Source organism: Streptomyces sp. NPDC018045, assembly GCF_044327445.1.
GTDB lineage: Bacteria > Actinomycetota > Actinomycetes > Streptomycetales > Streptomycetaceae > Streptomyces.
The window spans coordinates 268,671-287,805 of record NZ_JBIRFL010000008.1 but is presented as its reverse complement, the minus strand read 5'-3'; the positions used below and the strand labels follow the sequence as shown (position 1 = coordinate 287,805).

Genomic DNA, 19,135 nt, shown 5'->3' with positions numbered 1-19,135 from the left:
GCAGCGGCAGCCCGCGCAGCCGCAGCAGTACCAGCAGCGTCCGCCGCAGCGGCAGCCCGCGCAGCCGCAGCAGTACCAGCAGCGTCCGCCGCAGCGGCAGCCCGCGCAGCCGCAGCAGTACCAGCAGCGTCCGCCGCAGCCGCAGCAGCGTCCCCAGCAGCCCCCGCAGTACCAGCAGCAGGCGCCCGCGCCGTACCAGCCGCCGCAGCACCAGCCGCAGCAGGCGCCGCGCCGGCAGCAGCCGCCGCCCCAGCGGTACGAGCCCGAGCGGCCGCCGGAGCGGGAGCCCCGGCCGCGCCGCGAGCCCCGGCAGCGCAGCGCCAACCCGATGCGCATCCCGGGCCTGGGCTGTCTGAAGGGCTGCCTGTTCGTGCTGGTGATCCTCTTCGTCGGCGGCTGGGCGGTCTGGGAGTTCTCCCCGCTCCAGGAGTGGATCGGTACGACCAAGGGGTACTTCGAGCAGATCGGCGACGTGTTCGCCGGTGTCCGGGACTTCGCCAAGGGCGTCGGCAACTGGTTCCAGTGACGTACGGGCCCGGTGCCCCGGCCCCGATTTTCCGGCCCCGGTGGCGCCGGGTGACGGTTCCCGCGCGCCCGCCGGACGCGCGGCGTACCCGCGTCCGGCGGTGACGGAGGAGATTTGTCGACTTCCAGGGGGCGATTTCCCCCACAGAAGTGACAACCGTGCCCATCCTGGGCACGAACCCCCCTGACACCCGCGTAGCTTTGACGCCACCTTCAGCCCCCTGAGGACGCTCAGCGGGCCCGACACGTCGGAGCAGTCTTGGCACGGAAGATCGGCAGCCGGTACACCGCCCACCAGATCATTGGCCGCGGCAGCGCCGGCACGGTATGGCTCGGCGACGGACCCGAGGGGCCCGTCGCCATCAAGCTGCTGCGCGAGGACCTCGCCGCCGACCAGGAGCTGGTCGGCCGCTTCGTCCAGGAGCGCGCGGCACTGCTCTGCCTGGACCACCCGCACGTCGTCGGCGTGCGCGACCTGGTGGTCGACGGCAACGACCTCGCCCTGGTCATGGACCTCGTCCGCGGCACGGACCTGCGGACCCGGCTGGAGCGGGAGCGCCGGCTCGCCCCGGAGGCCGCCGTCGCCATCGCCGCCGACGTGGCCGACGGCCTCGCCGCCGCCCACAAGGCCGGCGTCGTGCACCGCGACGTGAAGCCCGAGAACGTCCTGCTGGACATGCAGGGGCCGCTCGGCCCCGGCGGCGCGCACCCCGCGCTGCTCACCGACTTCGGCATTGCCCGCCTCGTCGACACGCCCCGCCACACCCGCGCCACCAAGGTGATCGGCACGCCCGACTACCTCGCGCCGGAGATCATCGAGGGCCTGCCGCCGCGCGCGTCCGTCGACGTGTACGCGCTCGCCACGGTCCTGTACGAGATGCTCGCCGGCTTCACCCCGTTCGGCGGCGGCCACCCCGGCGCGGTGCTGCGCCGCCACGTCACCGAGGCGGTGGCGCCGCTGCCCGGCATCCCGGACGAGCTGTGGCAACTGCTCCTTCAGTGCCTGGCCAAGGCGCCCGCCTCCCGGCTGCGCGCCCCCGAACTGGCCGCCCGGCTGCGCGAGATCCTGCCCGGACTGGCGGGCCACCCGCCGCTGGACATCGACGAGCCCGACGGCGACCAGGCCGCCGAGGAGGGCGAGGAGACCGGCACCGGCCCGTACGCGTCCGGTGCCGCCGGATCCGGCTCCGCCCCGTACGACGAAGCCCTCTACCCGCCGGTCGCGCCCGGCGGCTCCCGGCCGCGCGGCGCCGTACCGCTCGTCCACGGCTCGGCCGCCCCCGACTCGAACCGCGAGACGCACACGAGCATGCGCGTCCCGGGCCCGGACGAGCTGGCGGGCGGCGCCCACGGCACGGCCCGCGCCCCGCGCGCCGCGGGCGAGCCCCGGGCGGGCTCGGCCCGGCACCGTGAGGCGGTGCGCCGCCGCCGGGTGAAGCTGGGCCTGGCCACCGCCGCGGTGGTGGCCGCGGCCGGGCTCGGCGGCTGGTTCGCCTCCCAGCACGGCGACTCCGGCGACGCCAGGCCGGACGTCCGGCACTCCGACGCGGCGACCCCGCACCCCGCGCCCTGACCCACGGGCCGCGCCCCGGCCCGCGCCGGCCGGGGCGGAGCCCGTACCGCCCGGCCCGCACCCCGCCCCGCCCGCCTCCTCGCGCCGCCGCCCGGCGAGCGGCGCGAGGCTCGGGGCACGCAGGCGGCGGCAGCCGTTAGGCTGGGGTGCGTGGCAGTCGTCGATGTATCCGAAGAGCTGAAGTCCCTCTCCTCGACCATGGGGTCGATCGAGGCCGTCCTGGACCTCGACAAGATGAGGGCCGATATCGCCGCGCTTGAGGAGCAGGCCGCGGCGCCGTCCCTCTGGGACGACCCGGAGAGCGCACAGAAGATCACCAGTCGGCTGTCCTATCTCCAGGGCCAGCTCCGCCGGGCCGAGGAGCTGCGCGGCCGGGTCGACGACGTCGGTGTGCTCTTCGAGCTGGCCGAGGCCGAGGGCGACGACGAGACCCGTGCCGAGGCCGAGAGCGAGCTGGCCGACGTCCGCAAGGCCGTCGACGAGCTGGAGGTCCGCACGCTGCTGTCGGGCGAGTACGACTCGCGCGAGGCCGTCGTCAACATCCGCGCCGAGGCCGGTGGCGTGGACGCCGCCGACTTCGCCGAGAAGCTCCAGCGGATGTACCTGCGCTGGGCCGAGCGGCACGGCTACAAGACCGAGCTGTACGAGACCTCGTACGCCGAAGAGGCCGGCATCAAGTCGACCACCTTCGCCGTCCAGGTGCCGTACGCCTACGGCACGCTCTCCGTCGAGCAGGGCACCCACCGCCTCGTGCGCATCTCGCCCTTCGACAACCAGGGCCGCCGCCAGACGTCCTTCGCGGGCGTCGAGGTGCTGCCGGTGGTCGAGCAGACCGACCACATCGAGATCGACGAGTCCGAGCTGCGCGTCGACGTGTACCGCTCCTCCGGCCCCGGCGGCCAGGGCGTCAACACGACCGACTCCGCGGTGCGCCTGACGCACATCCCGACCGGCATCGTCGTCTCCTGTCAGAACGAGCGCTCGCAGATCCAGAACAAGGCGACCGCGATGAACGTCCTCCAGGCGAAGCTGCTCGAACGCCGCCGCCAGGAGGAGCAGGCCAAGATGGACGCGCTCAAGGGCGACGGCGGCAATTCCTGGGGCAACCAGATGCGGTCGTACGTGCTGCACCCCTACCAGATGGTCAAGGACCTCCGTACCGAGTTCGAGGTCGGCAATCCGCAGGCCGTGCTCGACGGCGACATCGACGGTTTCCTGGAGGCGGGCATCCGCTGGCGCAAGCAGCAGGAGCAGGGGAAGTAGGCCGAGCGACCTTCCGTCGAACGCCGTCTGAATATGCTGGGAAAACAACTGCCGCTTTTCGAGCGGCAGTTGTTTTTTACTGCCGTTCCACCGTGTGGCAATTTGGTCACAGTCATACGTCCATGGACCCCGCAACTCCCCTCATTTCGGTCATCCCCTCTTTATTTGACCTTGACGATGATGTGAGAACTGGGAAGGGTGGTACGCGGCATGCGTATGTCTGGGGCGTGCGTATGAACGGGGGACTGAGTGCGACGGCCGCAGGGCGGTACAGCGACTCGCCCACCCGGGTCGGCCGCTGCCCCGAACAGCGATGCTCCAAGGACGAGTAGAGCTACTGGGGGTAGCAGGCACATGACGAAGAAGACGCGGCTGCGCGTTGCACGCATTGCGGCCGGTGCGGTGATCGCGGCCGGTGCGTCGCTCACCGCCGCCGGCGCCGCTTCGGCGGTCGGCACCGAGCAGACGGCCGGTTCCGGGAACTCCGGCGGCCTGATCGGCGCCATCGACGATTTCCTCACCGGCGGCGGCGACTCCGGTGGCAGCGAAATCGGTGGCAGCGAGACCGGTGGTTCCGAGACCGGCGGTAGCGAGACCGGTGGTTCCGAGACCGGTGGCAATGAGACCGGTGGCAGCGAGACCGGTGGCAATGAGACCGGCGGTAGCGAGACCGGTGGCAACCCGACCGGTGGTTCCGAGACCGGCGGTAACCAGACCGGTGGCAATGAGACCGGTGGCAACCAGAACGGCGGCCAGTCCGGCAGCCAGACCGGCGGCAACGAGACCGGTGGCAACCAGAACGGTGGCCAGAGCGGCAGCCAGACCGGTGGCAACCAGAACGGTGGCCAGAGCGGCAGCCAGACCGGTGGCAACCAGAACGGTGGCCAGTCCGGCAGCCAGACCGGTGGCAACGAGACCGGTGGCAACCAGAACGGTGGCCAGACCGGCGGCAACGAGAACGGTGGCCAGACCGGTGGCAGCAGCACCGGCAGCAGCACCGGCGGCAGCGCCACCGGTGGCAGCGACGACGGCACCGGCACCGGCACCGACAACGAGGGCAGCAAGCCCATCGAGCAGCCCGGCGAGGGCAGCCAGCAGATCGTGGACACGCCCGGCCAGCCGCAGCAGCAGGCCAAGGGCGGCGAGCTGGCGGAGACCGGTGCCTCCGGCACCACCTTCCTGCTCGTCGGCGCGGCGACGATGATCGCCGGTGGCATCGGCTTCCGCCTGATGCCGCGCCTGATCAACAAGAACGGCGGCGCGGCCGCGGCCTGACACCGGGCCCCGCCCCGCACCCGGGGCAGCGCATGACGAAGGGCCCGGAGCGCGAGCAGCGCTCCGGGCCCTTCGGCGTTCTCACGTCATCGCCACCTCGTGCGCGGCGACACTCCGTACTCGGTGCGTCACACGGGGCACGTCTCAGGCGGCCTGATGCAGCAGCATCGCGAGCGCGACCAGTGCCACCAGCAGCGCCACCACGGCCGCGGGCGTCACCTGGCCGAACGGCCCGGTCTCCTGCAGCCGTTCCCTGCTGGCCCGGCACACGGGGCAGCGGCCCTCGCTCACAGGGGCCGCGCAGTTGGCGCACACCAGCCGGTCGTACGTCATGCGACCTCCTCCTCAACCGCTGCAACGCGCAAGGGACCACGATGGTTCCCGCTACCACTCTGCCAGCTCGTCGGCGGAACGGCGCGCCCCGGTCGGCTTCCGGCCTTTTCGGCGCGACCGCTCGGGTCCACGGGCCGGAATGTGCTCGTTTTGTCCCCGTAGATGCCGTGAATAAACGCACCAACCCCGAACGGCGACTGCGCCGTCGCGCGAGACTCGCGTAGGGTCACGCTCACCGACGGGAGCCACAACAGGGGCATCCCGTGCCGCTACCCAGGTCGACCGTGGTGCATCAGTGATCCGATTCGACAACGTCTCCAAGACCTACCCGAAGCAGAACCGCCCCGCCCTCAGGGATGTCTCCCTGGAGATCGAGCGCGGCGAGTTCGTCTTCCTGGTGGGCTCCTCGGGCTCCGGCAAGTCCACCTTCCTGCGTCTGCTCCTGCGGGAGGAGCGTGCCAGCCATGGTGCCGTGCACGTACTGGGCAAGGACCTCGCGAAGCTGTCCAACTGGAAGGTGCCGCAGATGCGGCGCCAGGTGGGCACCGTCTTCCAGGACTTCCGGCTGCTCCCCAACAAGACGGTGGGGCAGAACGTCGCCTTCGCCCTCGAAGTCATCGGCAAGCCGCGCGGCCAGATCCGCAAGACGGTCCCCGAGGTCCTCGACCTCGTCGGCCTCGGCGGCAAGGAGGACCGGATGCCGGGCGAACTGTCCGGTGGTGAGCAGCAGCGCGTCGCCATCGCGCGGGCGTTCGTCAACCGCCCCCTGCTGCTCATCGCGGACGAGCCCACCGGCAACCTCGACCCGCAGACCTCGGTCGGCATCATGAAGCTGCTGGACCGGATCAACCGGACCGGTACGACGGTGGTCATGGCCACCCACGACCAGCAGATCGTCGACCAGATGCGCAAGCGCGTCATGGAACTCGAAAAGGGCCGGCTCGTGCGCGACCAGTCGCGCGGCGTGTACGGCTACCAGCACTAAGCGTGTACGGCCCCCAGCACTGAAAGGACGCCATGCGCGCCCAGTTCGTCCTGTCGGAGATCGGCGTCGGTCTCCGCCGGAACCTCACGATGACGTTCGCGGTCATTGTCTCCGTCGCCCTCTCCCTCGGCCTGTTCGGCGCCTCGCTGCTGATGCGCGACCAGGTCAGCACGATGAAGGGCTATTGGTACGACAAGGTCAACGTCTCCATCTTCTTCTGCAACAAGAACGACGCCGAGACGGGTGCCCACTGCGCCAAGGGCGCGGCCACCGAGCAGCAGAAGAACGACATCAAGGCCGAGCTGGACCGGCTGCCGATCGTGCAGAACGTCCAGTACGAGTCCAGCGACCAGGCGTACAAGCACTACAAGGAGCAGTTCGGCGACACGCCCGTGGCGGGCCTGGTCACCCCCGACCAGTTGCCGGAGTCCTTCCGGGTCAAGCTCAAGGACCCCACGAAGTACGAAGTGATCAAATCGGCGTTCTCCGAGCGGCCGGGCGTGCAGGAGGTGCAGGACCAGCGGGACACCATCGAGCCGCTGTTCAACCTCCTCAACGGCATGAACATCGCCGCGCTGGTGGTGATGGCGCTGATGCTGGTGGTGGCGCTGATGCTGATCGTCAACACCGTGCGGGTGTCGGCGTTCAGCCGGCGGCGGGAAACCGGGATCATGCGCCTGGTGGGCGCGTCCAGCTTCTACATCCAGATGCCGTTCATCCTGGAGGCGGCCATCGCGGGCCTGCTGGGCGCGGTGTTCGCGTGTGTGCTGATCGTCGGCGGCAAGTGGGTCCTGATCAACAACTGGCTGGCAACGAAGATCCTGGTCATCAAGTTCATTGGCTGGGATTCGGTCGTCGCCGTGCTGCCGTTGGTGCTGCTGATCGGCCTGTTGATGCCGGCGCTCGCCGCGTTCTTCGCGCTCCGTAAGTACCTCAAGGTGTGATGTATGCCAAGGGCGCCGTACGGTCAACTCACCGTACGGCGCTTCTTTCTGTCCTACACTCACCGGCATGACGGGTCCGTGTTTGTTCGTCCGGCCCCGCCGCAGCCGCCGCGGGGCGGCCCTGACGTTGGTCTTCGTGAGCGTGCTGGCGACCGGCGCGGCGGCGGGCACCTGGAAGGAGAGCGGGCACCCGGCGGGCGAGCGGCAGGCACCCGGGCGTGCGGCCGCCGAGGCCGACCGCGGCCACCGGCCGACGCACACCGGACCGCACACGAACGCCTCCGGCGCGGCGGACGACGTCGTCAGCCGCAGCGGTGACCGCTGGTCCACGGCGTTCTCCGCCCGCGAGTACGAGGACTTCCAGCGGGAGCTGGACGGCGAGTACGTGGGCGTGGGCCTGTGGCTGCGGCCGGCGGCGGACGGCCGCGCCCTGGTCTCCCGGGTACGGCCCGGCAGCCCCGCGGCGGCAGCCGGTCTGCGCCCCGGCGACGAGCTGCGCGCGGTGGACGGCCTGCCCTCACGGGGCAGCCCGGTCACCGAGGTCGTGGCGCGGCTGCGCGGCGACGCCGGGCCGGCCGCCGCCGGCCCGGGGCCGGGCGTCGGGAGCAGCGTCGCCCTGGAGCTGCGGCGCGGTGCGCGGCAGTGGACCGAGACCCTGCGCCGGGCCCGCCTGCGCGACCAGAACGTGACCACCGACCACCCCGACGGCCCGGACGGGCCCACCCGCATCAGGGTCGGCGCCTTCAGCAGCGGCACGGGCGAGGAGATCCGCCGGGCGGTGCGCACGGCGTCCCCGCACGGTGGCGTGCTGCTGGACCTGCGCGGCAACACCGGCGGCCTGGTGCGCGAGGCGGTCACCGCCGCCTCCGCCTTCCTGGACGGCGGGCTGGTCGCCACGTACGACGTCCGCGGCAGCCAGCGCGCCCTGTACGCGAAGGGCGGCGGCGACACGGAGATCCCCCTCGTGGTGCTCGTGGACGGCGGCACGATGAGCGCCGGCGAACTGCTGGCCGGGGCGCTCCAGGACCGCGGCCGCGCGGTCCTCGTCGGCACGCCCACCTTCGGCAAGGGCTCGGTGCAGTTGCCCAGCGAGCTGCCGGACGGCTCGGTCGCCGAGCTGACCGTCGGCCACTACCGCACGCCCTCGGGGCGGACGGTGGACGACCGCGGCGTCACCCCCGACCTGGTCGCCGAGGACGACGCCCAGGCTCGCGCCCGCACAGTATTGAGTGGCCTCGGGGGTGGGGCGTAGTGCGAAAATGGCTTCACTATGACCAAGACGTCTAAGGCGAACAAGAAGAACAGCAAGAAGGACGACGGGACCGGCCGCAAGCTCATCGCCCAGCACAAGAAGGCGCGGCACGACTACCTCATCCTGGACACGTACGAATGCGGGCTGGTGCTGACCGGCACCGAGGTCAAGTCGCTGCGCCAGGGCCGGGCGTCCCTGGTGGACGGCTTCGTGCAGATCGACCGCGGGGAGGCGTGGCTGCACAACGTGCACATCCCCGAGTACGCCCAGGGGACGTGGACCAACCACAGCGCCCGGCGCAAGCGCAAGCTGCTGCTGCACCGCCTGGAGATCGACAAGCTGGCGTCCAAGTCGCAGGAGACCAGCCACACGATCGTGCCGCTGTCGCTGTACTTCAAGAACGGCCGCGCGAAGGTCGAGATCGCGCTCGCCAAGGGCAAGAAGGAGTACGACAAGCGGCAGACGCTGCGCGAGCAGCAGGACCGCCGCGAGGCGCATCGGGCGATCTCGGCGGCCAAGCGGCGCGAGCGGGCCTGAGAGCCCGGGCGCGCGAGCGGGCCCGAGAGTCCGGGCGCCGGTGCGCGGCCCGCCGTCCGGGTGGGAATACGCTGGCATCGTCGCGCGTTGGTCACGTACGATGGGCTACGCACCGCACGCCGGTGCAGGCACCACCTTGAAAAAACAACATGGGGATGATCGGTTTCGACAGCGGATGTCGAAGCAGGGGAAGCGAGCCGAGGAAGCGGCAATGATCTCGTAAACCATATGTCGCAAAAAATAATCGCCAACACCAAGCGCGATTCCTTCGCCCTCGCTGCCTAAGTAGCGACCTGCGAAGTGTCAGCCCGGGGGTGTTCCCGACCCGGATCCTGGCATCAGCTAGGGAACTAAACTTCTAGGTCCGGTCACGGGTCCTGGAAGGAAATCAAACAGTGACTGAGCCCGTCGGAGACTTGTCCGCGAGATCTCCGGGGCTGAGAAAATCGCAGCGGACTGCGCTCGGAGAAGCCCTGTTTCCGCACCGTTGGACGCGGGTTCGATTCCCGCCATCTCCACTCGACGGAGAACCGGAGGCCCCGGCCCCCGGACCCGTCACCCCATGTGAGGCGAAGGCCCCGCTGCCCAGGCAGCGGGGCCTTCGTCGTTGCCTGGGCAGCGGGCCTCACACCGGCCGCCGGGTGGCCCGTACGGCGTGGGCGGCGCCGGCCGCGGTCAGAGCCAGGGCAGCCGCCGCGGCGGGCACGGTGTAGCCGGCGGCGGTTCCGGCGGGCAGGTGCTGCACGGCCCAGCCGCCGCCCGCCGAGCCCACCGCGATGCCGGTCAGCAGCGCGGTGACGGCCAGCGTCATGCCCTCGTTCAGACGGCCGGCCGGTACCCGCGACTGGATCAGTCCCATCCCGGTGACCATGGTCGGCGCCGTGGCCATCCCGGCGAGCAGCAGGGCCGCCGCCAGCAGGACCCCGCCGCCCGCGCCCGCCGCCGTGAACGGCAGCCACATCAGCGCGGCCATCGCCGTGACGCACCGGACGAAGCGGCGGTCCGCCGGCCCGGTCGGGCGCACCACCCCGTACAGGAGGCCCGCCGCGCAGGACCCGGCCGCCTGGAGGGCGAGCAGCACGCCCGCCACGGCGCGCTGCCCGTGCGCGTCCGTGAAGCCGATCGTGACGACCTCCAGCGAGCCGAAGACCGCGCCGGTGGCGAGGAAGGTCAGCAGCAGGGGCAGCAGCGAGAGCACGAGTCGCCCGGCGCCGTGGCGGGCGGCGGCGGGGGCGGCCGGGGGCTCGGTGCGCCGCTGGGCGGCGAACAGCAGCACGCCGGTCAGCAGCAGCACCGCACCGGTCAGCGTGCCCGCCTCGGGGAAGAGCCCGGTGCACAGGAGCGCCGCCAGCACCGGCCCGAGCATGAAACACCCCTCGTCGGCCGCCTGCTCGAAGGAGTTGGCGGTGTGCAGCGCGCCCGGGTCGTCGCGCAGGAGGTGGGCCCAGCGGGCGCGTGCCATGCCGCCCGTGTTCGGCGTGGTCGCGGTGCAGGCGTACGCGGCGAACAGGGTCCAGGACGGCGCGCCGAGGTGGACGCACAGGACCAGGGCGAGCGACCCGAGGACGGCGAGGGCCGTGGCGGGGACGGCGATCCTGGCCTGTCCGTACCGGTCCACCAGCCGCGCCGTCCACGGCCCGGCGACCGCCGTCGCCGCCAGCCCGGTCGCGGTGACCGCTCCGGCCAGCGCGTACGAGCCGCGCGACCCGGCGATCATCAGGATCGCGCTGACGCCGAACATGCCCATGGGCAGCCGGGCGAGGAGGTTGGCGGCGGTGAAGGCACGGGCGCCGGGGGTGGTGAGGATCCGTCCGTACGGCCCGAGTGCGCGCCGGAGCACGGCGGGGGAGCGGCGGCGCCGCCGGCGGGCGGGCGGAACGGGCGGGGCGGTCACGGGTCGGGCGGCGAGGAAGAGGATCACGCAACTACGGTCGTCGCGCGGCCCGTTCCCCGTCCAACACCTGATGCGCGCGGATTCACACACTTCTGTTGTCAGTGCTGCCGGCGCGTTGGCGAGCCTGTGGTGTCAGCGCCGCCGATGCATTGACGCACCCTCGGTGTCAGTTCCGACGACGCGTTGCCGAGCCCTCGGTGTCCGTGCCGCCGACGCATTGACGCACCCTCGGTGTCAGTCCTGTCGGCGCATTAACGCGCTCCCGGTGTCGGTGTTTTGGCGATTCGCGCGCTCCCGTTGCCGACGCCACCGGCGCGTCCGGGCTCCGCGCGCGCCGGTGGCACGATGTGCCCGTGTCCCGAGACCTCGATCCTCGTCTGCTCCGCGCCTTCACCGCCGTCGCCGACGAACTGCACTTCACCCGCGCCGCCGCCCGGCTGTACGTCGCCCAGCAGGCCCTGAGCCGCGACATCCGGCGGCTGGAACGCGAGGTGGGCGCGGACCTCTTCGACCGTACGACACGCCGGGTCGCCCTCACCGAGCACGGCACCCGGCTGCTCCCGTACGCGCGCCGCGTGCTGGCCGCCCACGACGACCTGGCCGCCGCCTTCCACGCCCCCGACGACCGCCCTCTCCTGGTCGACATCGGCGTACCCATCGGCACGGCGCACGCCGTCCTGGAGGAGGCCCGCCGGCTGGCCCCCGCCTGCGAACTCGTCGCGCGCTACCACAGCGGCCTGACCGGCGCGGCGGCCGAACTCGCCGCCGGTCGGCTGGACGTGTCCTTCGGACGCGTCGCCGGACTGCCCCCGGCCGTCCGCGCCCGCCTGGGACACCAGCCCGTACGGTACGAGCCGATGGCCGTCCTGCTGGACGCCGGCCACCCCCTGGCGGCCCGCCCCGCCGTGCCCCTGGCGGCCCTCGCGGGCGAGACTCTCTACGCCGGGGCCGGGAATCCGCGCACCGCCGAGTGGACCGACCTGGCCGCCCGCCTCTTCGCCGGGCGGGACATCGCGATGGCGGCGCCGTTCCCGGAGATCGAGGGGTCGGCGGAGTTCATGCGCGTGGTCCGCAAACAGGGCTGGTCGGTACTGGCCGGAGTGGAGTTCATCGATGTGCCCGGCATGGCGCTGCGGCCGGTCACCGACCCCGTGCCGCTCTCGCCGATATCCCTGGTGTGGCGGCGCGGCCTGCGCCACCCGGGCCTGGACGCGTTGCGTACGGCCTGCCGGGAGCTGGCGGGCGAACGGGGGTGGCTGCGGTGGCCGGAGGGGCCGGTGTGGCTCCCCGAGGAGGACGCGGCTTTGATGGCGTACGGCGGGTGACGGCCGAATTCCTGTCGTATGAGCAACTTATAAGCAACCGATAAGCGCTGGAATCCCTCCCTATGGGCGGCAGAAACGTAACCGGACAACTGGGGGTCCCGTGCGCAAGCGCCCGCTGACCGTGGCGGCCCTGGCCGTGCTCGTGCTGAGCGGTGGCCTGGTCGCCTGTGACGAACCGCGTGTGCACGCGCTGCGCGCGAGCTGTACGACCGCTGACCTGAAGTGGAAGGTCACGGTGTTGAAGAAGAAGCCCCGCAGCACGCATCGGGAGGGGCGGCTCTCGGCGGTCAACACCGGGGCGAGCGAGTGTGTCTTCCGCGGCTTCCCCGCGTTGCTGGTGCATGTCGGCAAGGGGCCCGAGGCGGGAGGCGTGGGGCACGGGCGTGCTCGTGCGGTCAGCCTGCCCAGTGGGAAGGGGGTCGTGGTGGACCTGCGGTACCGGGGCGCGCCGCGTGAGCGTCCCTCCCAGGACGACTGTCTGGTGAGCGACGGGGCCGCGGAGGTCGCGGCGCCGCGGGACACGAAGGGGACGCGGGTGCAGGTGTGGGACGAGCGGGGTGAGCGGGCTCGGCTGGATGTGTGCGGCGACGTGATACGGATGGGCCCGCCGCGGCGGGCCTGACGGCGGCGCGGGGCCGTGCGTGTCCCGAGCCCGGCCGGTCGGACGGCTTGCCCGCCGCCTTGCCCGGGGCCTCCGTGGGGCGCGGGCTGCCGTCCGGGTCCGTACGGTGCTCGTCCTCAGCGGGGAACCGACAGCAGTGGGTGGTAGAGGCGGGTGTCGTCGGGCTCGCCCACGGGGCGGCCGTCCACCGCGACCCACGCGTGCGCGCGAAACGGCTCCGTCCGCACGCCCGTGCACCACTGCGGCCACCGGCCGCGCAGCCGGCACAACAGCGCGGTCGCCACGGAGCGTTGCAGACAGCCGTTGCCCGCGCAGCGCACGCTGACCGCGACGACGGCGTGCCGGGCGCGCGCGGCCTCCGGCTCGGTGGCCGGGCGGGCGCCGCGCCGTACGGTCTCCAGCGCGCGGCACAGCGTACGCGGGGAGAAGCACGTCAGCAGGCGCGCCGCGGCGACACAGCCGAGGGCGGCGCAGCGCTCCGCGAAGGGCAGCCGCGCGCGGTCGCCCACGGCGACGGGCACGCTCACGAGGTCACCAGCTTCGCCGACACGAGCGACTCCAGCAGCGCGACGGCGTCCGCGGACACCCGGTCCGCCGCCGAGGGGTGGCGGTGGCGCAGTTCGTCGGCGGCCGACGCGCAGGTGCCGCCCGCCAGGAGGTGTTCCAGGACGAACGCGCCGGTGTTGTTCATCTGCCAGTAGCGGCCCGTACGGGCGTTGAGCAGCACCATGCCTCCGGGGGTGCGCACGCTGCTGACATGGGGGGCGAGGGCGAACGCCATCGGGTTCAGGCTCCTTCCGCGGCGGGAACGGTGGGGCGGTCGGGGACGGGCGCCTGCGTCTCCTGGAGGGAGCGCAGCCAGTACTCGGCCGCCAGGGTGGGGTCGAGGGGATGCAGGGGTTGCGACAGCGGGTGCAGCGAGGTCAGGGCCGTCCGCAGCACCTCGGGCCGGATCAGGCCCAGACCGGCCAGGCGTGAGTCGTCGCAGAGCGCGGACAGCGCCCGGCGGTGGCGGCGCAGGCCCGCGTAGACCTCGGCGCTGTGCTCGCCCTTGGTGCCGCGGGCCCGTACCGGGTCCGGCAGGATCCCGCGCATGGCCGCGCTGAGCAGGGGCTTGTACGAGCCGACCGGGATCTGGTCCACGAGCCGCACGGTCAGCGCGGCCTCGATGACGTTGTCGTCGAGGAACGGGGCCTCGAAGGTGACACCGTGGCACGCGGTCAGGGCGGCCGCGCCGCGCACGATCTCCCCGGCCCGGGCGGCGGCCCGCAGCGTCTCGTGCTGGCAGCGCAGCGGCGCGAAGGGCTCGGGCTCCGCAGCGGCGGCGTCGCGCACCAGGCGGCGGACGGTGGACACCGCGTCCGGGTGCGCCCACGGCGGCATGGCCGGTACGACCTCCCAGTCGGCGCCGCTGTCGCCGGACCGTACGCCGGGCACGATCCGGTCGGCGCAGGACTCCAGCCACTGCGGATACGGGACGCCGCCGAACAGGGTGCGCAGGGTGTCGACCAGCGTCCAGCGGCCGAGGCGGCGGGCCGCGCAGGCGCGCCGGGCGGCGGAGCGGAAGTCCGTACGGGCCAGGGAGTTCAGCACCACCGGGCGCGGGCTGAACAGCTCGTCGCCGCCGACGCCGACCAGGTGGGTACGGGAGCCGCGGGCGGCGACGAGCCCGGCCTGGTGGGCGAGGCGGGCGCTCTCCCGGACCACGGCGAGCGGGCCGGCCGGGTCACCGAGCCCCGGCCGCGGCGGGGTGTACCAGGTGGGCGCGTCGGCGTACGGGAGCGGCAGGTGTTCGGCGGCCGGGAGCAGGGCCGCGCCGTGGCCGCTCCACGCGTTGTCGTCGTTGGCCTCGTCCCGGCACACCCAGGCCGTGGTGATCAGCCGGGTGTCCTCGCGGGCGGCGAGGAAACACAGGCTGGTGGAGTCCATGCCGCCGGAGAGGTCGGCGCTGAGCACCGGGCGGCGGGCACGCGCCCGTACCGCCTCGGTCAGCGCGTCCCGTACGGCCTCGGCGGCGTCCTCCAGCCACAGGTCGGGCTGTGGGGGCCGCCACCAGCGCGCCGTGCCGTGCCGCCCGTCGGCGCCCAGCGTCAGGCAGTGGCCCGGTGGTACGGCGTGCACCGCCCGCCAGGCCGGGCGCTGGGCGAGCGGGAACGGCGCGAACGGGGTGAGCAGCCGCAGCGCCAGGCCCTCTTCGTCGGCCGAGCCGAGGCCGGGCGCTCCGGTGGGCAGGCCGGCGGCGGCCGCCTCACGGGCCAGCGCCGCCAGGTCCTGCGGGTGGCTGCCCGCGACCGTGACGCCGTTGACGGCCGCGTGGTGGATCTGCCGGACCGTGGACAGGCTGCCCTGGCAGCGGACGCGGGAGCCCATCGCGGCCAGCAGGAAGAAGCTGCCGGGCAGTTCGCGGACCCGGCTGTCCAGGTCGTCGAGGCGGCGCAGCCGGCGCAGCATCCGGTCCAGGGCTCCGGCGTCGGCCGAGGTCGTACCGAGCAGCAGCAGCCGGTCCGGCCCCGAAGCGGCCGCGACCGCCTCGTCGTCGGTCCAGTGGCCCATGATCCAGGGGCGTCCCGAGGGGTGGCGCACCGTCCGCACGGTGGGGTCGCGCCGCAGGCTCAGACAGAGCGGACCGGTCGCGGGATGGTCGGGGAAGACGACGAAATCCACGATGACTTACCACCCCTGGCGTGTGATGCGGGCGTGAGGCACATGGTCGGTTCCGGTCGGGTACGGACGGGACGGACAGGTGTGGGCAGGTGTGGCCAGGTTCGGACGGGTGTGGACGGCGATCGGGGTGGCTTCCGGTCCGGGCCGGTACGGGTGGGCTCCGTACCGCCAGATCCGTACCGGCGGGGTCGTACCGCCAGACCCGTACCGCCAGATCCGTACCGGCGGGGTCGTACCGCCAGACCCGTACCGCCATGCCCGTACCGCCGGGGTCGTACGGCGGCGTCGTACCGCCGAGGCCGGAGCGCCGCGGGCGGCCGGGTCCGCGGTGCCACCGGCCGACCGGCCGCGACGGTGGGGGCGGCCCCTGCCGGGGCGGGCGGTGCGCGCCCGGGCGGGGACCGCCGGACTGGGGGCGTGTGGGCGACGTCCCGTCAGGCCGGGGGCCGGGGCCCCACCGGGGCGTGGCAGGGTCCGGTGGGGCTCAGTCAGTTTCGGGGTCACCACCACCCGTGGCCGCGGCCTGACCAGGTGTCCCAGTGGTGGCCGTGGAATCCGAGCGTCAGCTCGGTGAAGTCACCGGCCTCGGCGAGCTCCGGTGCCTCGTACTCGACCGTCTCGGGCTGTTCCTGAAATTCCGGCATAGGAATATGTCCCCTTCCCTCAGAAGTGCTGCGCCGCTCTTGATCACAGGCTGTGCTCACGCGATTACGCAGCGCGTCCAGGAGTGATGTTGCCAGGCCTCAGGGCCGCTGCCATTGCCCCTAACGAGTGATGAAGGGGGCGCACGGGGTGCATTGGCGTAACCTCCGGCGGTTGTGCGCCACCAGCGCGTAGCGCGCTCACCGCGCGCTCCCTGGCACGGTGAGCGCAAGGTTTCGCGGCGGTCACGCACCGCCACAGAGGGGAAATGCGCTTTTCCTAGCGTCGCGGTACGGCGGCAACCGGCAACCGGCACCTGGGAGGCGCGATGACGGATACTGGAACGGCCACGGGCGCGGCGGCCCGCCCGCCCGCGCGGGGAGCGGGCCGCTGGATCGAACGGTGGGACCCGGAGGACGAGACCTTCTGGCGCGGCCACGGCCGGCGGATCGCCCGGCGCAATCTCGTGCTCTCCGTCGTCTGTGAGCACATCGGGTTCTCCGTGTGGAGCCTGTGGTCGGTCATGGTGCTGTTCATGGGGCCGGAGTACGGGATCGACGCGGCCGGGAAGTTCTTCCTGGTGGCGGTGGCGACGCTGGTGGGGGCGGTGCTGCGGGTGCCGTACACCCTCGCGGTGGCGCGGTTCGGCGGGCGGAACTGGACGGTGTTCAGCGTGGCGCTGCTGCTCGTCCCCACCGCCGCCGCGGCGTTCGCCCTGCGGCCCGGGACCTCGTACAGCGTCTTCCTGCTGGTCGCGGCGCTGGCGGGGGTCGGCGGCGGGAACTTCGCCTCGTCCATGACGAACATCAACTCCTTCTACCCGCTGCGGAAGAAGGGCTGGGCGCTCGGTCTGAACGCGGGCGGCGGCAACCTCGGTGTTCCTGTCGTCCAGTTGCTCGGGCTGCTCGTCATCGCCACGGCCGGTGCGGCGCACCCGCGGCTGGTGCTCGCGGTCTACCTCCCGCTGATCGTGGCCGCCGCCGTACTGGCTGCCCTGTTCATGGACAACCTGCGCCCGGTGCGCAACGACACCGGGGCGGCCAGGGACGCGGCCCGCGACCCGCACACCTGGATCGTCTCGCTCCTCTACGTCGGCACGTTCGGGTCGTTCATCGGCTACGGCTTCGCCTTCGGCCTGGTCCTGCAGACCCAGTTCGCGCGCACGCCCCTCCAGGCGGCGTCGCTGACCTTCCTCGGACCGCTGCTCGGGTCCCTGGTGCGGCCGGTGGGCGGCCGGCTCGCGGACCGGTACGGCGGGGCCCGGATCACCCTGGCGAACTTCGCGGCGATGGCCCTGGCCACGGGCGTGGTGATCGTGGCGTCCGCGCGGCACTCCCTGGACGCCTTCCTCGCCGGTTTCGTCGCCCTCTTCGTGCTCACCGGACTCGGCAACGGCTCCACGTACAAGATGATCCCCGGCATCTTCCACGCCAAGGCGCTGGCGAAGGGCCTGACGGGCGAGGCGGCCGCGGCCCACGGGCGGCGGCTGTCCGGCGCGGCGATGGGGCTGATCGGAGCCGTCGGCGCGCTCGGCGGCCTCGGCATCAACCTCGCCTTCCGCCAGGCGTTTCGGTCCGCGGGCACGGGTATCCCGGCGTTCGTGGCCTTTCTCGGCTGTTACGCGCTGTGCTCCGCGGTGACCTGGGCCGTATACCTGAGGCGAACGGCGGCCACCGTGGCCGTTCGGGACCGGGAGGCGCCGCAGCCCGCGCTCGCGAAGGTGTGACGCACGGCTCGGCGGGCGGTCGCGGCGGTCCGTAACCGCTGGGAAATACTGCGGGAGCGAGCCTGTCACCGGCGGTTGGCAGGCTCGGACCTCCACCGGTGCCCGGCGGCACCGGAGCCAGGACAAGCCAGGGACGGACCATGTACGAGGGCGAGCACGACGGACGTCGGGACGACGGCGGCGCGGGGCGCGACGGGCGACGGCGCGATGGCCCGCGTGCCGACGACCCCGGCATCGACGGTCCGCGTGCCCACGGCTCCCGTACCGACGGCCCCCGTACCGGCGGCTCGCGTGTCGGCGACCGCAGGGGCAGCGACCTCGGCAACAGCGACCACCGGGGCAGTGCCCCCGGGGACGGCGATCACGGCCCGGCCGTCTCGGCGGGCTCCGCGGACGTACGGCCCCTGGACGGCTTCACGGTCGGTGTGACGGCCGCCCGCCGCGCCGAGGAGCTGGGCGCCCTCCTCGAACGGCGCGGCGCCCACGTCGTCCACGCCCCCACACTGCGCATCGTGCCGCTGCCCGACGACGCGGAGCTGCTCGCCGCCACCAAGGACCTGATCGACCGGGCGCCGGACGTGGTGATCGCGACCACCGCGATCGGCTTCCGGGGCTGGATCGAGGCCGCCGAGGGCTGGGGGCTCGGCGCGGCGCTGCTCGCCCGGCTCGGCGCCGTCGAACTGCTGGCACGCGGCCCGAAGGTCAAGGGCGCCATCCGCGCGGCCGGGCTGACGGAGCACTGGTCGCCGCGGTCCGAGTCGCTGGCCGAGGTGCTGGACCGGCTGCTGGAGGAGGGCGTGCGCGGACGACGGGTCGCCCTCCAGTTGCACGGCGAACCGCTGCCCGGCTTCGTGGAGTCGCTGCGGGCGGGCGGCGCCGAGGTGGTCGGCGTACCGGTCTACCGCTGGATGCCGCCCGCCGACATCGGGCCCGTCGACCGGCTGCTGGACGCGGCGGTCACCCGCGGCCTGGACGCGATCACCTTCACCAGCGCACCGGCCGCCACCTCGCTGCTGCGCCGTGCCGAGGAGCGCGGCCTGCGGGACGAGCTGCTGCGCGCGCTGCGGCACGACGTACTGCCCGCCTGCGTCGGGCCGGTCACCGCGCTGCCCCTCGAAGCGCACGAGGTGGTCACGTACCAGCCCGAACGCTTCCGGCTCGGCCCGCTCGTCCAACTGCTGTGCCGGGAACTGCCGGGCCGGGTGCGCCCGTTGACCGTCGCCGGGCGGCGGGTGGAGATCCGCGGTCAGGCCGTCCTGGTGGACGGTGTGCTGCGGACCGTGCCCCCGGCGGGGATGGCGCTGCTGCGTGCGCTGGCCCGCCGCCCCGGCTGGGTCGTCTCCCGCGCCGACCTGCTGCGTGCGCTGCCGGGTACGGGGCGCGACGAGCACGCGGTGGAGACGGCGATGGCCCGGCTGCGGGGGGCGCTGGGCGCGCCCAAGCTGATCCAGACGGTGGTCAAGCGGGGCTACCGGCTGGCGCTCGATCCGCAGGTGGGGGCCAAGTACGGGGACGCGTGACGGTTTCCGCCGTAGGGCCGTGTTGGGGACGCGTGACGGGACCTCGCCGTACGGC

17 protein-coding genes, 1 other RNA gene and 1 pseudogene are annotated in these 19,135 nt (G+C 73.0%); 13 read left to right on the top strand and 6 right to left on the bottom strand.

What is annotated here, in order from left to right:
- The 4 genes and pseudogenes from ACH4EB_RS21240 to ACH4EB_RS21225 all read left to right on the top strand — a co-directional run.
- Positions 1-526 (top strand): annotated as a pseudogene (locus ACH4EB_RS21240) (serine/threonine protein kinase); the annotation flags it as partial.
- Between the two features lie 258 nt (positions 527-784).
- Positions 785-2,098, top strand: coding sequence for a serine/threonine-protein kinase (locus ACH4EB_RS21235; protein ID WP_398349081.1), 1,314 nt, complete (start codon positions 785-787; stop codon positions 2,096-2,098).
- A gap of 150 nt (positions 2,099-2,248) precedes the next feature.
- Complete coding sequence (gene prfB, locus ACH4EB_RS21230; RefSeq protein ID WP_398349080.1) at positions 2,249-3,361, top strand: peptide chain release factor 2; 1,113 nt, start codon at positions 2,249-2,251, stop codon at positions 3,359-3,361.
- 354 nt (positions 3,362-3,715) lie between these two features.
- Positions 3,716-4,636 carry a hypothetical protein gene (locus ACH4EB_RS21225; RefSeq protein WP_398349079.1) on the top strand — a complete coding sequence of 307 codons (921 nt, stop codon included), beginning with the start codon at positions 3,716-3,718 and terminating at the stop codon, positions 4,634-4,636.
- A gap of 144 nt (positions 4,637-4,780) precedes the next feature.
- On the opposite strand, the gene ACH4EB_RS21220 is transcribed toward ACH4EB_RS21225, so the two are convergent.
- Positions 4,781-4,969, bottom strand: coding sequence for a hypothetical protein (locus tag ACH4EB_RS21220; RefSeq protein ID WP_398349078.1), 189 nt, complete (start codon positions 4,967-4,969; stop codon positions 4,781-4,783).
- A gap of 295 nt (positions 4,970-5,264) precedes the next feature.
- Between ACH4EB_RS21220 and ftsE the strand changes: the two genes are divergently transcribed.
- The 5 genes from ftsE (at position 5,265) to ssrA (ending at position 9,208) form a co-directional block, all read left to right on the top strand.
- Entirely contained in the window at positions 5,265-5,954 is a 690-nt protein-coding gene (gene ftsE / locus ACH4EB_RS21215; protein ID WP_003986514.1) for a cell division ATP-binding protein FtsE, read from the top strand.
- Positions 5,955-5,986: 32 nt separating this feature from the next.
- Positions 5,987-6,898, top strand: a complete 912-nt coding sequence (gene ftsX, locus ACH4EB_RS21210) for a permease-like cell division protein FtsX (protein ID WP_365835497.1) — start codon at positions 5,987-5,989, stop codon at positions 6,896-6,898.
- 67 nt (positions 6,899-6,965) lie between these two features.
- A complete protein-coding gene (locus ACH4EB_RS21205; protein ID WP_398349077.1) occupies positions 6,966-8,150 on the top strand; it encodes a S41 family peptidase in 1,185 nt (394 codons plus the stop codon).
- Between the two features lie 18 nt (positions 8,151-8,168).
- Positions 8,169-8,687, top strand: a complete 519-nt coding sequence (gene smpB / locus ACH4EB_RS21200; protein ID WP_398349076.1) for an SsrA-binding protein SmpB — start codon at positions 8,169-8,171, stop codon at positions 8,685-8,687.
- Between the two features lie 151 nt (positions 8,688-8,838).
- Positions 8,839-9,208, top strand: a transfer-messenger RNA (tmRNA) gene (gene ssrA, locus ACH4EB_RS21195).
- 104 nt (positions 9,209-9,312) lie between these two features.
- Here the strand turns inward: ssrA and ACH4EB_RS21190 are convergent.
- Positions 9,313-10,608 (bottom strand): MFS transporter, encoded by a 1,296-nt coding sequence (locus ACH4EB_RS21190; protein WP_398349075.1) that lies wholly within the window; start codon positions 10,606-10,608, stop codon positions 9,313-9,315.
- Between the two features lie 320 nt (positions 10,609-10,928).
- Between ACH4EB_RS21190 and ACH4EB_RS21185 the strand changes: the two genes are divergently transcribed.
- On the top strand, positions 10,929-11,906 hold the full coding sequence (locus ACH4EB_RS21185) for a LysR family transcriptional regulator (RefSeq protein ID WP_398349074.1): 978 nt from the start codon (positions 10,929-10,931) through the stop codon (positions 11,904-11,906).
- A gap of 100 nt (positions 11,907-12,006) precedes the next feature.
- On the top strand, positions 12,007-12,528 hold the full coding sequence (locus ACH4EB_RS21180; protein ID WP_398349073.1) for a DUF4232 domain-containing protein: 522 nt from the start codon (positions 12,007-12,009) through the stop codon (positions 12,526-12,528).
- Between the two features lie 116 nt (positions 12,529-12,644).
- On the opposite strand, the gene ACH4EB_RS21175 is transcribed toward ACH4EB_RS21180, so the two are convergent.
- From ACH4EB_RS21175 to ACH4EB_RS21160, 4 genes are all read right to left on the bottom strand, one after another.
- The gene (locus ACH4EB_RS21175; RefSeq protein WP_398349072.1) at positions 12,645-13,055 is read right to left on the bottom strand and encodes a lasso peptide biosynthesis B2 protein; all 411 of its coding nucleotides are present in this window, start codon (positions 13,053-13,055) and stop codon (positions 12,645-12,647) included.
- The gene (locus tag ACH4EB_RS21170; RefSeq protein ID WP_398349071.1) at positions 13,052-13,309 is read right to left on the bottom strand and encodes a lasso peptide biosynthesis PqqD family chaperone; all 258 of its coding nucleotides are present in this window, start codon (positions 13,307-13,309) and stop codon (positions 13,052-13,054) included. The genes ACH4EB_RS21175 and ACH4EB_RS21170 overlap by 4 nt, the downstream gene beginning before the upstream one ends.
- 5 nt (positions 13,310-13,314) lie before the next feature.
- Positions 13,315-15,192, bottom strand: coding sequence for an asparagine synthase-related protein (locus ACH4EB_RS21165; protein ID WP_398349070.1), 1,878 nt, complete (start codon positions 15,190-15,192; stop codon positions 13,315-13,317).
- Between the two features lie 500 nt (positions 15,193-15,692).
- On the bottom strand, positions 15,693-15,836 hold the full coding sequence (locus ACH4EB_RS21160; RefSeq protein WP_398349069.1) for a lasso RiPP family leader peptide-containing protein: 144 nt from the start codon (positions 15,834-15,836) through the stop codon (positions 15,693-15,695).
- 326 nt (positions 15,837-16,162) lie between these two features.
- Here ACH4EB_RS21160 and ACH4EB_RS21155 point away from each other — a divergent pair, with 326 nt between their 5' ends.
- Together ACH4EB_RS21155 and ACH4EB_RS21150 are read left to right on the top strand one after the other, a co-directional pair.
- On the top strand, positions 16,163-17,560 hold the full coding sequence (locus ACH4EB_RS21155; protein ID WP_398349068.1) for a nitrate/nitrite transporter: 1,398 nt from the start codon (positions 16,163-16,165) through the stop codon (positions 17,558-17,560).
- A 140-nt stretch (positions 17,561-17,700) separates the two neighbouring features.
- Entirely contained in the window at positions 17,701-19,080 is a 1,380-nt protein-coding gene (locus tag ACH4EB_RS21150) for a uroporphyrinogen-III synthase (RefSeq protein ID WP_398349067.1), read from the top strand.
- Positions 19,081-19,135 lie beyond the last annotated feature (55 nt).